Origin of the sequence: Citrobacter sp. CK199, assembly GCF_030333285.1 — a bacterium.
Taxonomy (GTDB): domain Bacteria; phylum Pseudomonadota; class Gammaproteobacteria; order Enterobacterales; family Enterobacteriaceae; genus Citrobacter_B; species Citrobacter_B koseri.
The window spans coordinates 175,980-191,388 of record NZ_JAOWGF010000028.1 but is presented as its reverse complement, the minus strand read 5'-3'; the positions used below and the strand labels follow the sequence as shown (position 1 = coordinate 191,388).

Annotated in this window: 11 protein-coding genes; 3 read left to right on the top strand and 8 right to left on the bottom strand. The window is 56.9% G+C overall.

The window, feature by feature from the left end:
- Positions 1-37 precede the first annotated feature (37 nt).
- A complete protein-coding gene (gene queA, locus OGX75_RS15875; protein WP_012133575.1) occupies positions 38-1,108 on the bottom strand; it encodes a tRNA preQ1(34) S-adenosylmethionine ribosyltransferase-isomerase QueA in 1,071 nt (356 codons plus the stop codon).
- Between the two features lie 253 nt (positions 1,109-1,361).
- Here queA and acpH point away from each other — a divergent pair, with 253 nt between their 5' ends.
- Complete coding sequence (acpH, locus tag OGX75_RS15870) at positions 1,362-1,943, top strand: ACP phosphodiesterase (RefSeq protein WP_049009713.1); 582 nt, start codon at positions 1,362-1,364, stop codon at positions 1,941-1,943.
- A gap of 149 nt (positions 1,944-2,092) precedes the next feature.
- Positions 2,093-2,695: a peroxiredoxin gene (locus OGX75_RS15865; protein WP_012133577.1), complete on the top strand. Its 603-nt coding sequence runs from the start codon at positions 2,093-2,095 to the stop codon at positions 2,693-2,695.
- A gap of 151 nt (positions 2,696-2,846) precedes the next feature.
- Here OGX75_RS15865 and OGX75_RS15860 read toward each other — a convergent pair whose 3' ends face one another.
- Together OGX75_RS15860 and OGX75_RS15855 are read right to left on the bottom strand one after the other, a co-directional pair.
- Complete coding sequence (locus OGX75_RS15860; RefSeq protein ID WP_286450935.1) at positions 2,847-4,241, bottom strand: DUF3999 domain-containing protein; 1,395 nt, start codon at positions 4,239-4,241, stop codon at positions 2,847-2,849.
- Positions 4,238-6,868, bottom strand: coding sequence for a DUF2339 domain-containing protein (locus OGX75_RS15855; protein WP_286450933.1), 2,631 nt, complete (start codon positions 6,866-6,868; stop codon positions 4,238-4,240). Before OGX75_RS15855 ends, OGX75_RS15860 begins: the two co-directional genes overlap by 4 nt.
- Before the next feature lie 304 nt (positions 6,869-7,172).
- On the opposite strand from OGX75_RS15855, the gene OGX75_RS15850 reads away from it, so the two are divergent.
- Complete coding sequence (locus tag OGX75_RS15850) at positions 7,173-8,075, top strand: LysR family transcriptional regulator (RefSeq protein WP_286450932.1); 903 nt, start codon at positions 7,173-7,175, stop codon at positions 8,073-8,075.
- Here OGX75_RS15850 and malZ read toward each other — a convergent pair.
- From malZ to phoB, 5 genes are all read right to left on the bottom strand, one after another.
- Positions 8,069-9,886 (bottom strand): maltodextrin glucosidase, encoded by a 1,818-nt coding sequence (gene malZ / locus OGX75_RS15845; RefSeq protein ID WP_286450931.1) that lies wholly within the window; start codon positions 9,884-9,886, stop codon positions 8,069-8,071. The genes OGX75_RS15850 and malZ overlap by 7 nt on opposite strands.
- A 190-nt stretch (positions 9,887-10,076) precedes the next feature.
- A complete protein-coding gene (gene proY / locus OGX75_RS15840; protein ID WP_104869004.1) occupies positions 10,077-11,450 on the bottom strand; it encodes a proline-specific permease ProY in 1,374 nt (457 codons plus the stop codon).
- A 76-nt stretch (positions 11,451-11,526) separates the two neighbouring features.
- Entirely contained in the window at positions 11,527-12,846 is a 1,320-nt protein-coding gene (gene brnQ / locus OGX75_RS15835; protein ID WP_012133587.1) for a branched-chain amino acid transporter carrier protein BrnQ, read from the bottom strand.
- 408 nt (positions 12,847-13,254) lie between these two features.
- Positions 13,255-14,550 (bottom strand): phosphate regulon sensor histidine kinase PhoR, encoded by a 1,296-nt coding sequence (gene phoR / locus OGX75_RS15830; protein ID WP_012133590.1) that lies wholly within the window; start codon positions 14,548-14,550, stop codon positions 13,255-13,257.
- 67 nt (positions 14,551-14,617) lie between these two features.
- Positions 14,618-15,307: a phosphate response regulator transcription factor PhoB gene (phoB, locus tag OGX75_RS15825; protein ID WP_012133591.1), complete on the bottom strand. Its 690-nt coding sequence runs from the start codon at positions 15,305-15,307 to the stop codon at positions 14,618-14,620.
- Positions 15,308-15,409 lie beyond the last annotated feature (102 nt).

The window sequence follows — 15,409 nt, the reverse complement described above, 5'->3', positions numbered from 1 at the left end:
AGAAAAACAGTCTGACGTTTAAACCTGTGCCGCGAACCTACTTCCCGACACGCTCATTCAAAGCCTGCGGATTGTACGTGATAAACATCGCGTCCCCGTAGCTAAAAAAGCGATAATTTTGTTCTACCGCAGCCTTGTACGCATTCATCGTGTGCTGATAACCCGCAAAAGCGGACACCAGCATAATCAGCGTCGATTCCGGCAGGTGGAAATTGGTCACCAGCGCATCAATCACTTTGTATTGATAACCTGGGTAGATGAAGATTTGCGTATCGCCGAAGAACGGTTCGATCAGGTCGTTTTTCGCCGCCTGCGCCGCACTCTCCAGCGAGCGTACCGAGGTGGTGCCCACCGCGATGATCCGATTGCCCCGCGCTTTTGCCGCCAGCACCGCATCAACCACCTCCTGCGGGACTTCGGCGTACTCCGAGTGCATGATGTGATCTTCAATGGTCTCCACACGCACCGGCTGGAACGTCCCCGCGCCGACGTGCAGCGTCACAAACGCCATCTCAATGCCTTTTTCGCGCAGCGCGGCCAGCAGCGGATCGTCAAAGTGCAAACCCGCGGTTGGCGCGGCAACGGCTCCCGGTTTTTCACTGTAGACCGTCTGATACAACTCACGGTCGGCGTCTTCATCCGGGCGGTCGATGTACGGCGGCAGCGGCATATGGCCGATCGCGTTGAGAATCTCCAGAACCGGGCGCGCGTCGTTGAACTCAACTTCAAACAGCGCGCCATGACGTGCGGTCATGGTGGCGTTAATGCTTTCGTCATCGCCCAACAGCAGTTCCGCGCCCGGTTTCGGCGCTTTGGAAGCGCGAATATGCGCCAGAATGCGTTTGTCATCCAGCATCCGCTCAACCAACACTTCAATCTTACCGCCGCTGGCTTTACGGCCAAACAGACGCGCCGGGATGACGCGGGTATTATTAAAGACCAGCAGATCGCCAGGGTTGAGCTTATCGAGCAGATCGGTGAAAGTACCGTGCGTCAGCGCGCCCGTCGGCCCGTCCAGTGACAGCAAGCGGCAACGACTGCGCTCAGGCTGCGGATAGTGGGCGATCAGGGATTCGGGTAATTCAAAGGAAAAATCGGTAACGCGCATGACACTGACTCAGACTAAAATAAGAGGCGGGTAGTCTAGTGCCGGGGCGCGCTCCCTGCAACCGTTACCCCTCAAGTTAAGAGATATAAGCGATAGACAAAATCATTCAGGATGCATCGAGGCGGCAACTGAATGACAAATTCGTCAGGAACGAATTTGAACGCTGCTTGCAGCGGCCCCGCAGGGGTGAGGCCCGGGGATGGGCCGAGTAACTCGCAGCCAACAAAGAGGCAGTTTGAAGGATGAAGTGGATATGAATTTTCTTGCACACCTGCACTTAGCGCATCTCGCCGACAGCTCGCTTTCCGGCAATTTGCTGGCCGATTTTGTTCGGGGAAACCCGGAGGCGAATTTTCCCCCTGACGTGGTGGAAGGGATTTATATGCATCGGCGGATTGACGTCATGACCGATAATCTGCCGGAAGTGCGTGAAGCGCGGGAATGGTTTCGCAGCGAAACCCGTCGTGTAGCCCCCATCACTCTGGATGTGATGTGGGACCACTTCCTGTCGCGCCACTGGGCGACAATATCTCCCGATTTCCCGTTGCAGGCGTTCGTGGGCTACGCCCATGCGCAGGTCAGCACTATTTTGCCCGACTCGCCGCCGCGTTTTGTGAATCTGAACGATTATCTGTGGTCGGAAAAGTGGCTGGAGCGTTATCGCGATATGGATTTTATCCAGAATGTCCTCAACGGGATGGCGAATCGCCGCCCACGCCTCGATGCCCTGCGCGACTCCTGGTATGATCTGGATGCGCACTACGATGCGTTAGAAGCGCGCTTCTGGCGCTTCTACCCGCGCATGATGGCACAGGCGCGTCAGAAATCGCTTTAGTTGCCTGATAAGCGTAACGCCATCAGGCAAAAAATTGATAGGTGAAACCTGTCTCATTGATTGTCAGCACCGCGTTGAGTTGCCCTCTTCCCCTCCCTATACTTGCCCGCGTTGCGTTCCAAACCCCTTAACTTTGCAGGAGTATTTATATGGTACTGGTTACTCGTCAGGCCCCGGACTTCACAGCAGCCGCCGTACTGGGTAGCGGTGAGATCGTTGAAAACTTCAACTTCAAACAGCACACCAACGGCAAAGCAACCGTTCTGTTCTTCTGGCCGATGGACTTCACCTTCGTTTGCCCGTCTGAACTGATTGCTTTCGACAAACGTTATGAAGAGTTCCAGGCGCGTGGCGTAGAAGTTGTCGGCGTTTCTTTTGACTCTGAATTCGTCCACAACGCATGGCGTAACACCCCTGTCGATAAAGGCGGCATCGGTGCAGTGAAATACGCAATGGTTGCTGACGTGAAGCGTGAAATCCAGAAAGCCTACGGTATCGAACACCCGGAAGCGGGCGTTGCCCTGCGCGGTTCTTTCCTGATCGACGCCAACGGCGTGGTTCGTCACCAGGTGGTTAACGATCTGCCGCTGGGCCGTAACATCGACGAAATGCTGCGTATGGTTGACGCGTTGCAGTTCCACGAAGAGCACGGCGAAGTGTGCCCGGCACAGTGGGAAAAAGGCAAAGAAGGGATGAACGCCTCTCCAGACGGCGTGGCAAAATACCTGACTGAAAACGTCGCCAGCCTGTAATCGGCTCGAATTGAAAAAAGCTCGCTATGGCGAGCTTTTTTATTGCGCTTATCAGGCCTATGGATTTTTGTAGGCCGGATAAGGCGTTCCGCCGCCATCCGGCGTAGTGCCCGGTGGCACGCCGTTTACCGGGCCTACAAACATGTCGCGTTTACGCCGCGCCGTCCTTTTTCACCTCGCGCCAGATTCGCCACGCCATCACCAACAGTACCGCGACGCCAGCAATCAACGCCCCCCACACCAGTAACGTTTTCCAACGGCTTTGCTGCTCCGCAGCCGACGTTGCCGTCAGCCGCGCCTCACCACCCAGCGTTACGCGCTGCTGCGTCATCGCCCAGGGCAGGTCGTTAACATCCTGCGTTTTGCGCAGCGACGCCGGGATCAGCATATCCAGCTCAACATCGGCTTTTTCCGCCGCCCGGTTTCCCCAGGCCAGCATATATGGGCCTTTCCCCTGCGTATTGAACACCAGTTGATAACTGTCCCGCGCGCCGCTCAGCGCAGGCAGCGTTTCCGGCAATCGGGCGTTGATGGTGGTCATACGGATAGCTTCAACCTGTTGACCTGAAAGAAAAATATCCTCCGAACGCTTCCCGTCGAGGCGGTACAGGATCGTTTTCGTCAGTGGACGCCACGCCTCTTTTTCCCCGCCGCGCCATGCCAGCTCAACCGGTAAAACGCCCTCGTTTTCCAGCGCAATTCTGAGCGACGTCAGCGGCTGCGGCTGATTCCAGCGCCATACGGCTTCTGTTTCCGACACTTTCTTTGCGTGGGCCTCCAGCGCAATACGCTCCGACGCCGGTTCTCCGCTGTCCGCAATGGCGCTTACGCTGTTTAACGTCAGCGGCGGACTTTGCGAATCGAGAATCACCAGCAGGTAGCGACGGCCTTCCGCAGAGAGCGTCAGGCTGGCGCTGATGGTGTCCATTTTCAGCCGATCGTTATCGCGCGTCAGATCCATCAGCGGCGCGTCTTCTTGCACGAGTTGCCAGTAGCGTAAATCACGGCTGGCATAAACGGACGCCTTCCCCTGCCAGTTGCCCGCAGGCGTGTTCCAGTTCAGGCGCAGTTGCGCCAGCGAAAAGGCCGCCGTCATCTCTTCCGGCAGAGTCAGTAAATAGCTCTGCCCAACCGCGTTAACGTCATCGCTTTCCAGATGAATTTCCACGCCGGTCTTTGAACGCAAGACAAAGGATTCGCTTCCTCGGCGCTCCCCTTCCCGCGGTGATACTGGCGACATATCCAGAGGAAAAAGCCGCAGCGCCACCGTCTCTGGCGTGACAGACTGCGTTTTCTGCGCCGTCAGCGCAAAGGGCACCGTATCGCCCTGGCGGTTAAAAACCCGCACATCGCGTAAATCCGGCCAGGCGCTTTGTTGGTAAAGCGCCAGCGGCAGCGAAACGCGATACCACGGCGATGAACCCGTCGCTTCCAGCATCATGCCGGTGGCGTAATCCTGCGGCGTTTCCGGGGCTTCGTCACGGCTGAACGCCGGCCACGCCGTACTCAGCAACGCGCTCCAGACTACCGCTTTCATCCATTTCATTTTTCTTCTCCTGCTTTGGGCGGTAACGGTGAGAAATACCCGACGATAAGTACCAGGATCGCCACGCCGATAAAAGCGATGGCGCGCGCCAGCCCGCCGCCGCGCGCGCTATCCACCAGCATCAGCTTAACAATGACGATCCCCAAAAGCACCGCGCCGCATAACCATTCCCGCCGCGAACGGCGACGGGTCGCGAGCAACATCATAATTAACGCCGTCAGCATCCAGAACAGGGCGAAACAGGTCTGGATCAACCGCGAATGCCACAATGTCTCCATGCTCCACGCCACCTCGCCATACCACGCCAGCGCCCGCATCAGCCCTCCGTTCAACCACCAGAATGCGAGCGCCGCCAGCACCACAGGCGCCCATGCGTGATATTTCGCTAACGGCGACGGCAGAAAACGACGAGAGAAACGCGCAAGGAGGAACAATCCCAGCAAGGCGAAAGCGGCTCCCTCCTCAAGCGGGTTCACCACTGGCAGATAGCGCTGTTGGAAAACCACGCCATCCTGTAAATTCGCCAGCACCAGAAGCAACAGCAGGATCGCTGCCACGGGCGCCAGCGCCAGCGCGCCGTACAACGCAGGCCAGCATTTGAACGGCCACAAATCGCGGCGCAGCGCGGCGTGTACCAGCAGTATGACGATTCCGCCCGCCGCCATCATCAACCCGCTGCGCCAGGCGTCCATTCCCCACGGCAACGACTGCACAAACCAGAACAGCTCCATCCCGAGCGCTAAAAGCACCATCCAGAACAAGGATAAATGCAGCGTCCGGGAGATGCGCGGCGGCAGATGCGCATCATCACGATAAAGCATGAGCACCGCACAAGGCAGCGCCACGCACCACGCCAGATTTTGCCAGCCTGCGGCGAAAATCTGGCGTTCTTCAATCTGGTACAGCAATGCCAGCAGCATCGCAGGCCACAGCAGCCAGGGGCTGTAACCTAACGCCTGCCAGGCGAGCCGCCCGCTCAGATAACGCCAGAGCCAGGCGGACGCGGCGAGTAGCGCCAGCACGCCAGACCATTCGGCAGCATAACGCGCCAGCGCCAGTTGCGAGGCGCCCGTCAGCGCGACGATCCAGAAGGCGATGCCGCCCGCCAGCAGCGCCCAACTGACCTCCTTCTTCTCGCTGCGCCACAGCCACGCGCCGCCCAGCCAGCACAAACTCAGCACGGCGAAGATCATCATCACCGTCAGCGGCGCGGCATCATCAGCCAGCGCCCACAGCGCGCTGCCCACAGCCAGTAGCATTAGCGCAGTGCCGCTATAGCTCATCCGCCGCTGCTGTTGCTGCATACCCAGCCACAATACGCCAAGCCCCTCCAGCGCCCAGGCCATTGCCGTCCAGCGCGCCGAAAGCGCCAGCGGGATGGCGAGGGTAGTAAACGCGCCGCCCAACGCGAGCGCCGCCAGCACCAGCGGCCTTCCCATCGACGGGTAGCGGCGCAGCGCCAGCCACGCCAGCGCCATATAGAACGCGCCGTAGCCCAGCGCACTGAGCGCTGGACCATAATCCATATGTTGGGTAATGGCGTACTGCATGCCAAACCCAACCAGCGGCGGCGCAAACAACAGCACACCATCAACAATATGTTTGCCTTTTTCCTGCGCCCGCAGCGACAGCGCCACGCTCAGCACGCCGAAAATAATGATATTGGCAATCAGGAAAAGCTGGCAGTTGAGCCAGTATTCAGGCTGGTAGTCGCTGACGCCCCACAGACCGCCGACCCCGAAAGTGAATAATAACCCCAGCAGATTAAGCTCACGCCAGTGCTGCCAGACGCTTATGGCAAGAATGCCTGCCGACAGCAGGAGATAGAACGAGAACAGCGCCACATAGTTCCCGCCGCCCGTCGACAGCAGCAGCGGCGCAAGATAGCCGCCCAGGCTGGCCAGCATCGCCAGGCTAAGCGCTTTTTGCAAAATAGCCAGCCCTACGCTTGCGGCGCAAATCAGCACCAGCAGCGCAAACGCCAGCGTCATCGGCAGCATTTGCCACAGCCGGAATGCGCCAAAGACGGTCAGATAGAGCGCGCCTGTCGCGCCGCCTTGCAGGATCAGCGCATAGACCGGCTGTTTGCGTCGCAAACGCCAGCCTGTCGCGAGCAGCACTACGGCACACAGCGCCGCAGTGACAAGACGCAGTTCAAGCGGAAACAGCGCGTGTTCAACCGTATAACGCAACAGGAAGGATAAACCGAAAAAGAGGAGCAGAATGCCCAGCTTCGCCAGCGGATTTCCCTGCATAAACCAGCGCGCCAGCGAGGTGAAAACGCCGCCGAACGCGGAAGGTTTCGCCGTTTTCGCAGGCGCCGGGAGCGGTTTTGCGAGGGTTTCCTGCGCAGCCCAGGGATTTTCCGGCTCAGATATGGCCGCTTCGATGGCATCAGGCGGCGATGGCGCGACACGCTCTTTCGCAGGTAGCGAAGGTTCCGCCGTCACCTGTACCGCTGGCGCTTCTCCCGCACGCTGCTGTTCAAGTTGCTCAACCCGTCGGCGCAACACCGCCAGCTCAAAGCGAACCGCCGCGCTGCGGTTGAGCGCGACAATCGCGAGAATGGGAACCACCACCAGCGCGAAGAATAAAACAATGCAGCCAAGGATTAAAAGCTCATCCATGTTTCCACCTTCACTGTACAAGGACAGACCAGAATGACATAGATTATTACATTTTTGCCATCCCTGAAGGTGAAAATGCCGGATCGCAGCGTAAACCAGAACGCGGCTTCGGGGCGAATAGAGCCGACCATTTTGAATGCATTATTGAGGAAATGAACCATGCTAATAATGTGGTTATTTCATCTTATTTTGCATAACAGACACCCTCAAAAAAATGCCATGCTTTGGTCTAAATTATTCACTGGCATTGTTTTTCGACAGTCTGTACAACGTACTTATTTCATTTTCAGGATATTTTCAGATCATGCGAATCAATCTGGACGTTCTGCTCATTCTTGATGCTATCGACAAACACGGCTCGTTTGCCGCTGCGGCCGGGTCGCTGTTTAAAACCCCCGCGGCGCTTAGCTATATGATTCAGAAACTGGAAAACGATCTCGATATTGAGCTTCTCGATCGCTCCGGCCACCGGGCAAAATTTACCGATACCGGACGGATGATGCTGGAAAAAGGGCGTCTGCTGCTCAACGCCGCAAAAGACCTGGAGAAACAAGCCGTGCAGTTAAGCTCTGGCTGGGAAAAAGAGCTGGCGATAGCGCTGGATGATTCCTTCCCTTTCGAGACGCTGCTGCCCGTTATTGATGCGTTTTATGCGCTGAATAAGCAAACGCGCCTCAATTTTACACACCATACGCTGGCGGGATCGTGGGAAGAGCTGACGCACAACGGCGCGGACATCATTCTCGGCGCAATTAACGAGCCTCCGACCTCCGCCGCCTGGTCATATAAAATGCTCGGCACCCTGGACAACGTATTTGTGGTCGCGCCTTCGCACCCGCTGGCCGCCGCCACGGACGGCCTGACCAATGAGCAACTCTGTCTGCACCGGGCGGTGGTGATCAGCGACAGCGCCCGCTTCTGCCATCCCCTGCAATCCAATTTAATGGATGAGCAGCCGCAAATTCGCGTGGATGACTTCGACAGCAAAGTGACGCTGCTGCGCGCCGGTTTAGGGTGCGGATTCCTCCCCCGCCATATTGCCAAACCGTGGTTTGCCACCGGCGAGCTGGTGGAGAAATCCGTCATCTCTTTTCGGCAGAAAGATGTCGCCTATATGGCATGGCGCAACCACAGCGATGGTCTGGCGCAGCGCTGGTGGCGAGAAGCCCTGCTCGCCAGCCCGGAAGTCGCGCAGCTCTATCAGTGATTCACCCAGACCGTAGCGGAAATGGCGGGCAGGCTGAGAACACCCTCAGCCAGTTGGCCTTTCCCCTCTTTGCCTCGCCATTCGCTGACGTTAAGCAACGGTGAGGCAGGCAATACGACCTCACAGGCCTCGCCCCGGTTGATCGCCACCAGTACGCGCTGCTGGTGATAGACTCGCACAAAGACCACCACATCTTCTTCGGCATAAATCACCTGGCAACCGCCGTGACGTAGCGCCTGCGTGCGCTGGCGAAGTTTCCCCAGACGCTGGTACAGCGCCAACAGCGTGGCATCCTGTTTTTCAACCTGCCACGGGAACGGCTTACGACAGAACGGATCGTTATTACCGTCCAGCCCCACTTCATCGCCGTAATAGATGCAGGGAACGCCAGGCCAGGTAAACAGCCAGACGACCGCCAGCGGCAAACGCGCCACGTCTTTGCCCAGCAGCGATTTGAAACGGGCGGTATCGTGGCTGTCCAGTTGGTTAAACATCCGTAACTGCTGCTGATGCGACAGGCCAGCACGGTAGTTATCCATCCAGGCGATGCAGGTTTGCGCGTCAATGTGCTGCGGATCGTAAGAGATATCGGTATTGGCGAGAAATCCCCACAGCGGGAAAGTAAAGCCGCGATAGTTCATGGCGGCGTCTTCCGCATCCGCCTGGAGCCATTGCCGCGCATCGCCAAAATGCTCGCCAACGATATAGGCGTCAGGCTGCGTCTCTTTTGCCGCCTGCGTAATACCGGCAACGTGTTGCAGGTTATTGCGCGCGCCTCCGGCCTCGCCCAGCATATGCACCACATCAAGCCGCCAGCCGTCCATATGCCACGGCGCTTTCAGCCAGTGACGCACAATGCTGTCTTCACCACGGTAGATTTCATTGACCAGGCTTTCCGACTGGAAATCCAGCTTGGGCAGACTCGGATACCCCAGCCAGTCCAGCGCCACGCCCTCCGGGGAGAAAGAGTACCAGTCACGCCAGGGCGAATCCGGGTTGTGGCATGCGCCGCCGCTTCCCCGATTGTGCCTGTCAAACCAGGCGTGCGAGTCGCCGCTATGGTTAAAGACGCCGTCCAGCACCAGGCGCATTCCCTGCTGCTGCGTATGCTGCCGCAGGCGCAACAGCGCCCGATCGCCGCCAAACTGCGGATCAACGTGACGATAATCTTCCGTATCGTATTTATGGACGCTTGGCGCGCTAAAGACCGGGTTCAGGTACAGCGCCGTCACCCCCAGTTTTTTCAGGTACGGCAGTTTCTCGCTGATCCCGTCCAGATCGCCGCCGTAGAACGTCGATCCCCCGGCCTGCGCAGTCACCGGATCGTCCCAGTCGTGCAAGACGATATCCTGACCGGCGGCATGATGGTAATAGACATTATCCTGTTCCGCTTCGCGCGGCTGGCTGCGGGCAAAGCGATCCGGGAAGATTTGATAGAAAATCTGATCGGCGACCCATTGTGGGCCATTGTCCGGCACATCGACGGCAAACTGCTCCAGCCGCGCGGGCGGGAAACGGCTAAATCCCTGCGGCGTGAACCACAGCTGGCGATCGTGCCAGAGCAGCTTAAAGCTGTAGCGACGGCGCGGCTGTCCGCTGGCGAGATCGATCGCCGCCCGCCACGCCGTGACGCCCGGTTGCGGTTGACTGCGCAGCCGATGCATCTCCAGCGAGATTTCTTCATTATCGTTCTCAGCGCGTAGCGTCACACGCTGGGGCGGGTTTTCCCCGTTCAGCCATAACGTAATGGTCAGTTGTTCTTTGTTTTGCTTAACAAATGGGGCAACCGGAAGGTGCCAGGCGTTCAACATCACGTATCCCCTTTGATGAAAATGAAGCCACCTTGCCATAGCGACATCAAGGATAACTCATCATCTTAATGTTTATTGGGGGAGGAGTCCGGGGGAGGATATTGTTTGATACTGCCGGGCGGCGACTTCGCCTGACCCGGCCTACGGTTGCCTGTAGGCCGGATAAGCGTTAGCGCCATCCGGCGGGGAATCACCCCACTTCAGCCAGTTGGCGGTCGCGGCGGCGTTTAAACATCCAGCCGACCAACAGCAGTGCGATCCAGGCGAAACCGACGTACAGCGAAATACGGGTATCTGGATGGTAGCCGATAAGCGCGATAATAAAGACCAGGAAGATCAGGCCCGTAACGGTTGTCGCCACGCCGCCCGGCACTTTAAATTTCAGCGCCTTCACCTCATCCGGCGGCAGACGGCGGCGGAACGCAATCTGCGACAGCAGGATCATAATCCATACCCATACCGTGGCAAAGGTCGCCAGCGAAGCAATCACCAGGAAGACGTTTTCCGGCATGATGTAGTTCAGGTAAACCGCGAACAGCAGCGCAATGGTCATCACCATAACCGTCACCCACGGAATACCGCGACGCGACGTTTTCGCGAACACTTTCGGCGCACTGCCCTGCTCCGCCATACCGTGCAGCATACGCCCCACGCCGAACACGTCGGAGTTAATCGCCGACAGCGAAGCGGTCAGCACCACAAAGTTCAGAATGCTGGCGGCAAACGTAATGCCAAGATGCTGGAAGGTCAGGACGAACGGGCTGCCGCTGGTGCCAACCTGGTTCCACGGGTAGATAGACATGATGACGAACAGCGTGCCCACGTAGAACACCAGAATACGCATCGGCACAGAATTGATGGCACGCGGAATAGATTTTTCCGGGTCTTTCGCTTCTCCGGCGGTGATGCCGATAATTTCAATCCCGCCGTAAGCGAACATCACCATTTGCAGCGACATCACCATTCCCAGCCAGCCGTTGCTGAAGAACCCGCCGTTGCTCCACAGGTTGTGGACCCCGGTCGGCTGCCCGCCGTTGCCAATCCCCCAGATAATGATGCCGAAGCCGGCGACAATCATGATGATGATAGTGGCGACTTTAAAGAACGAGAACCAGAATTCCAGTTCGCCGAATACCTTCACGCTCATCAGGTTGATGGCGCAGATAAGTAGCACCACGCTCAGCACCCAGATCCAGTGCGGCACCGCAGGGAACCAGACCCCCATATAGATACCGAAGGCGGTCACGTCGGCAATGGCGACAATCAGAATTTCAAAACAGTAAGTCCAGCCGGTAATGTAACCCGCGAGCGGGCCGAGGTTTTCCTGCGCATAGCGCGAGAACGAGCTGGCGGCGGGGTTATGCACGGACATTTCGCCCAGCGCGCGCATAATAATGTACGCCGCGACCCCGCCGATAATGTAGGCCAGCAACACGCTTGGCCCGGCCATTTTGATGGCGTCTGCCGAGCCATAAAATAATCCGGTGCCAATTGCCGATCCCAATGCCATAAAGCGAATGTGCCGGGTGCTCAGCCCACGCTTTAGCTTGTTATTGCTTTCCATCAATTCCGAACCCATCAAAATAATAAAAAAACCACGGGGCCTGTAGCCCCGTGGTTAAAACATACTGTCAGTGATCTTAGTGAGCGCTGGAGGTCACTTGTCGACCTGCGGCGCGATCCCAGATAATTGCCAGAACAACCATCACCACTGTTGGCATCAACCACGCCAGCCCCTGTTCCGCCAGCGGTAAACGCTGGGTCCAGGCCGGTAAGATGTCACCAATCGCAGAGGCTTTAATCCCGTCAAGGATACCAAAAACCAGGCTGATAAACATCGCCGGAGCAATGACGCGGGAAGAATTATGCCACCATGAGCGGGTAAAGCTTAATACAACCAGTGCGATACACGGCGGATAGATGGCTGTCAGCACCGGAATAGAAATCTGAATCAGATGGCTCAGACCCAGATTCGATACCACCATTGAGAAGCCGCCCAGAATAAACACCAGCGTGCGATAAGAGAGTGGGACGTACTGCGCAAAGAACTCCGCACATGCGCAGGTCAGGCCAACCGCCGTCACCAGACAGGCGATGAAAATCAGCGCCGCCAGCAGCAGGCTACCCGCGCCGCCGAAGGTATGCTGAACGTAAGCGTGCAGGATTGCCGCGCCGTTAGCAGACTGATCGACCAGCGTCGCGCTATCCGATCCCAGACGGAACAGCGCAAGATACAGCAGCGTCAAACCCACACCCGCCATCAGGCCCGCCCAGACGGTATAACGGGTCAGCAGACGCGCTTCTTTAACGCCGCGCGAGCGCGCCGCATTGACGATAACGATACCAAACACCATTGCGCCCAGCGTATCCATCGTCAGATAGCCATTCACAAAGCCATTAGAGAACGCCGCGTTCTGGTAGGCATCCATCGCGTCGCTAATCGGGCCGGCAGGCCAGATGATTGCCGCAACGGAGAGAATAATCAGCGCGATGATTTTCAGCGGCGCCAGGAAGTTACCCACCGTGTCCAGCAGTTTTCCCGGATAGAGCGATACCAGAATCACAATGGCGAAATACACCAGGCTGTAGATAAACAGCGGCAGTGCGGAATCGCCGGTCAGCGGCGCAATCCCGACTTCAAAGGAGACGGTCGCCGTACGCGGCGTTGCGAATAACGGCCCCACCGCCAGATAACAGACGGTCGCCAGCAGAACGCCAGCCACTTTACCAATCGGGGTGCTCAGGCTATCAACGCCGCCGCCGACTTTCGCCAGCGCCACAACGGTAAGTACCGGAAGACCAACGGCAGTAATCAGAAAGCCGAACGCCGCCGTCCAGACGTGTTCGCCTGCCTGCAAACCGACCATCGGCGGAAAGATAATATTGCCTGCGCCAACGAACAGCGCAAATGTCATAAAGCCCAGAGCGATAATATCGCGCGATTTTAACTGATGGGTCATAAAGTTTTACTGCCTGTGGATGTGGTGTTGAAAACGTTAAATTTTCTGCCCTTCCCTGCGGGACGATACAGCGGCATTTTTAAGCAATTCCAGCGGGATATGCTCCTGGGCTGGCGCGGCGAAGAATAGTTTTTCGATTTACCGCGTAAATGCAGTCGGTATGACAGCATCTGGAGCGCAATTTAAACGCTTATAACGTTTTAAAGCAAGGTGAGATCCAAAAACCAGAAGAATATAGCGATATGAAATTAGAAACCAGTACAAAACGCTATCCATAAGAAAAAGTCATGGCTAATCATGCGAACAAAAAAGCATCAGACGTTGAAAAATTCAGCAGAGTCTTCTTTACTGCAAAGAAAATAAGCCAGCATCCGCTGGCTTATGGAAAGCTAACCTTACGAACCACAATTAAGCGCAATTTTTGGCAATTAATCGTTCCGGCAGCACAAAGCTGAAGCGCGTCCCTTTACCCGGCGAACTGTCGATAATCAATCGACTCTCGTGATGATTCAGCGCATGTTTCACAATCGCCAGACCTAATCCGCTTCCCCCGGTTTGCCGCGACCGCGCTTTGTCCACACGGTAGAAACGCTCCGTCAGACGCGGAATATGCTCAGGCGCAATCCCCGGCCCGTTATCTTCCACGCTGAACTCCGCACCGTGGGTCACATGCTGCCAGCGCACGGTAATATGCGTTCCCGCAGGCGTGTGATTCACCGCGTTATAGACCAGGTTCGAAATCGCACTGCGCAACTGTTCTTCGTTACCCAATACGCTCAGCCGGGCATCCACTTCAAACGTAAAGGTGTGTTTCTGCTGGCTAAGCGCCTGCGCCTCACGCTCGACAACGCGCAGCATCATCGGCACATCCACCCTTTCGTTCAACAGCAGCGCGGGCGCCGCCTCAATTTTCGACAGCGTCAGCAGTTGTTTCACCAGCCCTTCCATCCGGTGCGTTTGCTCACGCATCGTATGCAGCGCCTTCTCCCGCGTCGCGCCTTCCAGAGGCTGCTCCTGCATCATCTCCAGATAGCCCTGCAAGACGGTGAGCGGCGTGCGTAGTTCATGGCTGACGTTCGCGAAGAAATTGCGCCGCGCGCCTTCAAGCTGGTGCATCTGCGTCACGTCGCGCGCGACCATCAACAGTTGCTGATCGGTATAGGGCATCACGCGGATCTCCAGATGCCGCCCGGTGTTGAGCACCAGATTGAGCGGCCGGATAAAATCGCGTGTTTTGAGATACTGCGTAAATTCCGGGTAGCGCAGCAGGTTCAGAATGTTTTGCCCGTTGTCGTCCGGCCAGCGCAGCCCAAGCACCTGTTGCGCCAGTCCGTTACACCAGAAAATCCCGCCGTCTTCGGTTGTCAGCACCACCGCGTCGGGGAGGGATTCCGCCCCGCTGCGAAAGCGTTTAATCAGGTTTCCCAGTTCGCGACGCCGCTTTTTATTACGCAACTGCATCTGGTGCAGACCGTACAGCAGCGGCTCCCAGCTCCCGCGTCCCGGCGGCGGCGTCATACTCATATCGACCCACAGCCACCAGGAGAGGCGCAATAAATTCCAGAAATGCCAGATCAGCAATCCCGTTACCGACGCCAGTAAAAACCAGGGCAGATAACCAAAAAAAGCACTGAGGATAAAAGCGGGGATGCAGCAGAGGATCAGCTCCAGCACCAGCCTTTTCCATGACAGCCGTTCCAGCACGCGTCACACTCCCTTCAGAATAGTAAACCCGCCCGCCACACCGAGATGCCGGTCTGGCGGCAAGGTATTAAAAACGGGTCGAAAAGCGATACCCGGTTCCGCGTACCGTTTGCACCATACGATCGTGACCGCTGTGCTCCAGCGCTTTACGCAAACGACGAATATGCACATCGACCGTACGGTCTTCAACATACACATTCGTTCCCCAGACATGGTTGAGGAGCTGCTCGCGACTGTAGACGCGCTCAGGGTGCGTCATAAAGAAGTGTAACAATTTAAATTCGGTCGGCCCCATATCGAGCGGATTTTCCCCGGTCATCACGCGGTGCGAGGTTGGATCGAGGCTAAGCCCCTGCATCTCAATCACCTCTTCTACCGCCATCGGCGAAATGCGGCGCATCACAGCTTTGATACGCGCCACCAGCTCTTTAGGGGAAAACGGCTTGGTGACATAGTCATCCGCCCCGGTTTCCAGCCCGCGCACGCGGTCTTCCTCTTCGCCTCTTGCCGTCAGCATAACCACAGGGATATCCCGGGTCATCGCTTCACGCTTGAGGTGTTTAATAAACTGAAGGCCCGACCCGCCGGGCAACATCCAGTCAAGGAGGATTAAATCCGGCCAGGGTTCATTCAGTTGGTTCACAGCACTGTCATAATCTTCGGCTTCTACTGGCTGAAAGCCATTTTGCTCGAGCACGAAGCAGACCATTTCACGAATTGGAGCTTCATCTTCTACGACCAGAATACGTCTCGCCATGATTTGCCCTGTTTAAATAAGTCGTTGTCATCAATGCGGCGCCATTATGCGTCAGATTTATGACAGATTTATGAAAAAGATAGTCGACATTCGGCTCAGGTT

Excerpts from the sequence above, each read along its gene's own strand:
- queA (WP_012133575.1), bottom strand. The coding sequence starts at position 1,108 with ATGCGCGTTACCGATTTTTCCTTTGAATTACCCGAATCCCTGATCGCC.
- acpH (WP_049009713.1), top strand. The coding sequence starts at position 1,362 with ATGAATTTTCTTGCACACCTGCACTTAGCGCATCTCGCCGACAGCTCG.
- OGX75_RS15865 (WP_012133577.1), top strand. The coding sequence starts at position 2,093 with ATGGTACTGGTTACTCGTCAGGCCCCGGACTTCACAGCAGCCGCCGTA.
- OGX75_RS15860 (WP_286450935.1), bottom strand. The coding sequence starts at position 4,241 with ATGAAATGGATGAAAGCGGTAGTCTGGAGCGCGTTGCTGAGTACGGCG.
- OGX75_RS15855 (WP_286450933.1), bottom strand. The coding sequence starts at position 6,868 with ATGGATGAGCTTTTAATCCTTGGCTGCATTGTTTTATTCTTCGCGCTG.
- OGX75_RS15850 (WP_286450932.1), top strand. The coding sequence starts at position 7,173 with ATGCGAATCAATCTGGACGTTCTGCTCATTCTTGATGCTATCGACAAA.
- malZ (WP_286450931.1), bottom strand. The coding sequence starts at position 9,886 with ATGTTGAACGCCTGGCACCTTCCGGTTGCCCCATTTGTTAAGCAAAAC.
- proY (WP_104869004.1), bottom strand. The coding sequence starts at position 11,450 with ATGGAAAGCAATAACAAGCTAAAGCGTGGGCTGAGCACCCGGCACATT.
- brnQ (WP_012133587.1), bottom strand. The coding sequence starts at position 12,846 with ATGACCCATCAGTTAAAATCGCGCGATATTATCGCTCTGGGCTTTATG.
- phoB (WP_012133591.1), bottom strand. The coding sequence starts at position 15,307 with ATGGCGAGACGTATTCTGGTCGTAGAAGATGAAGCTCCAATTCGTGAA.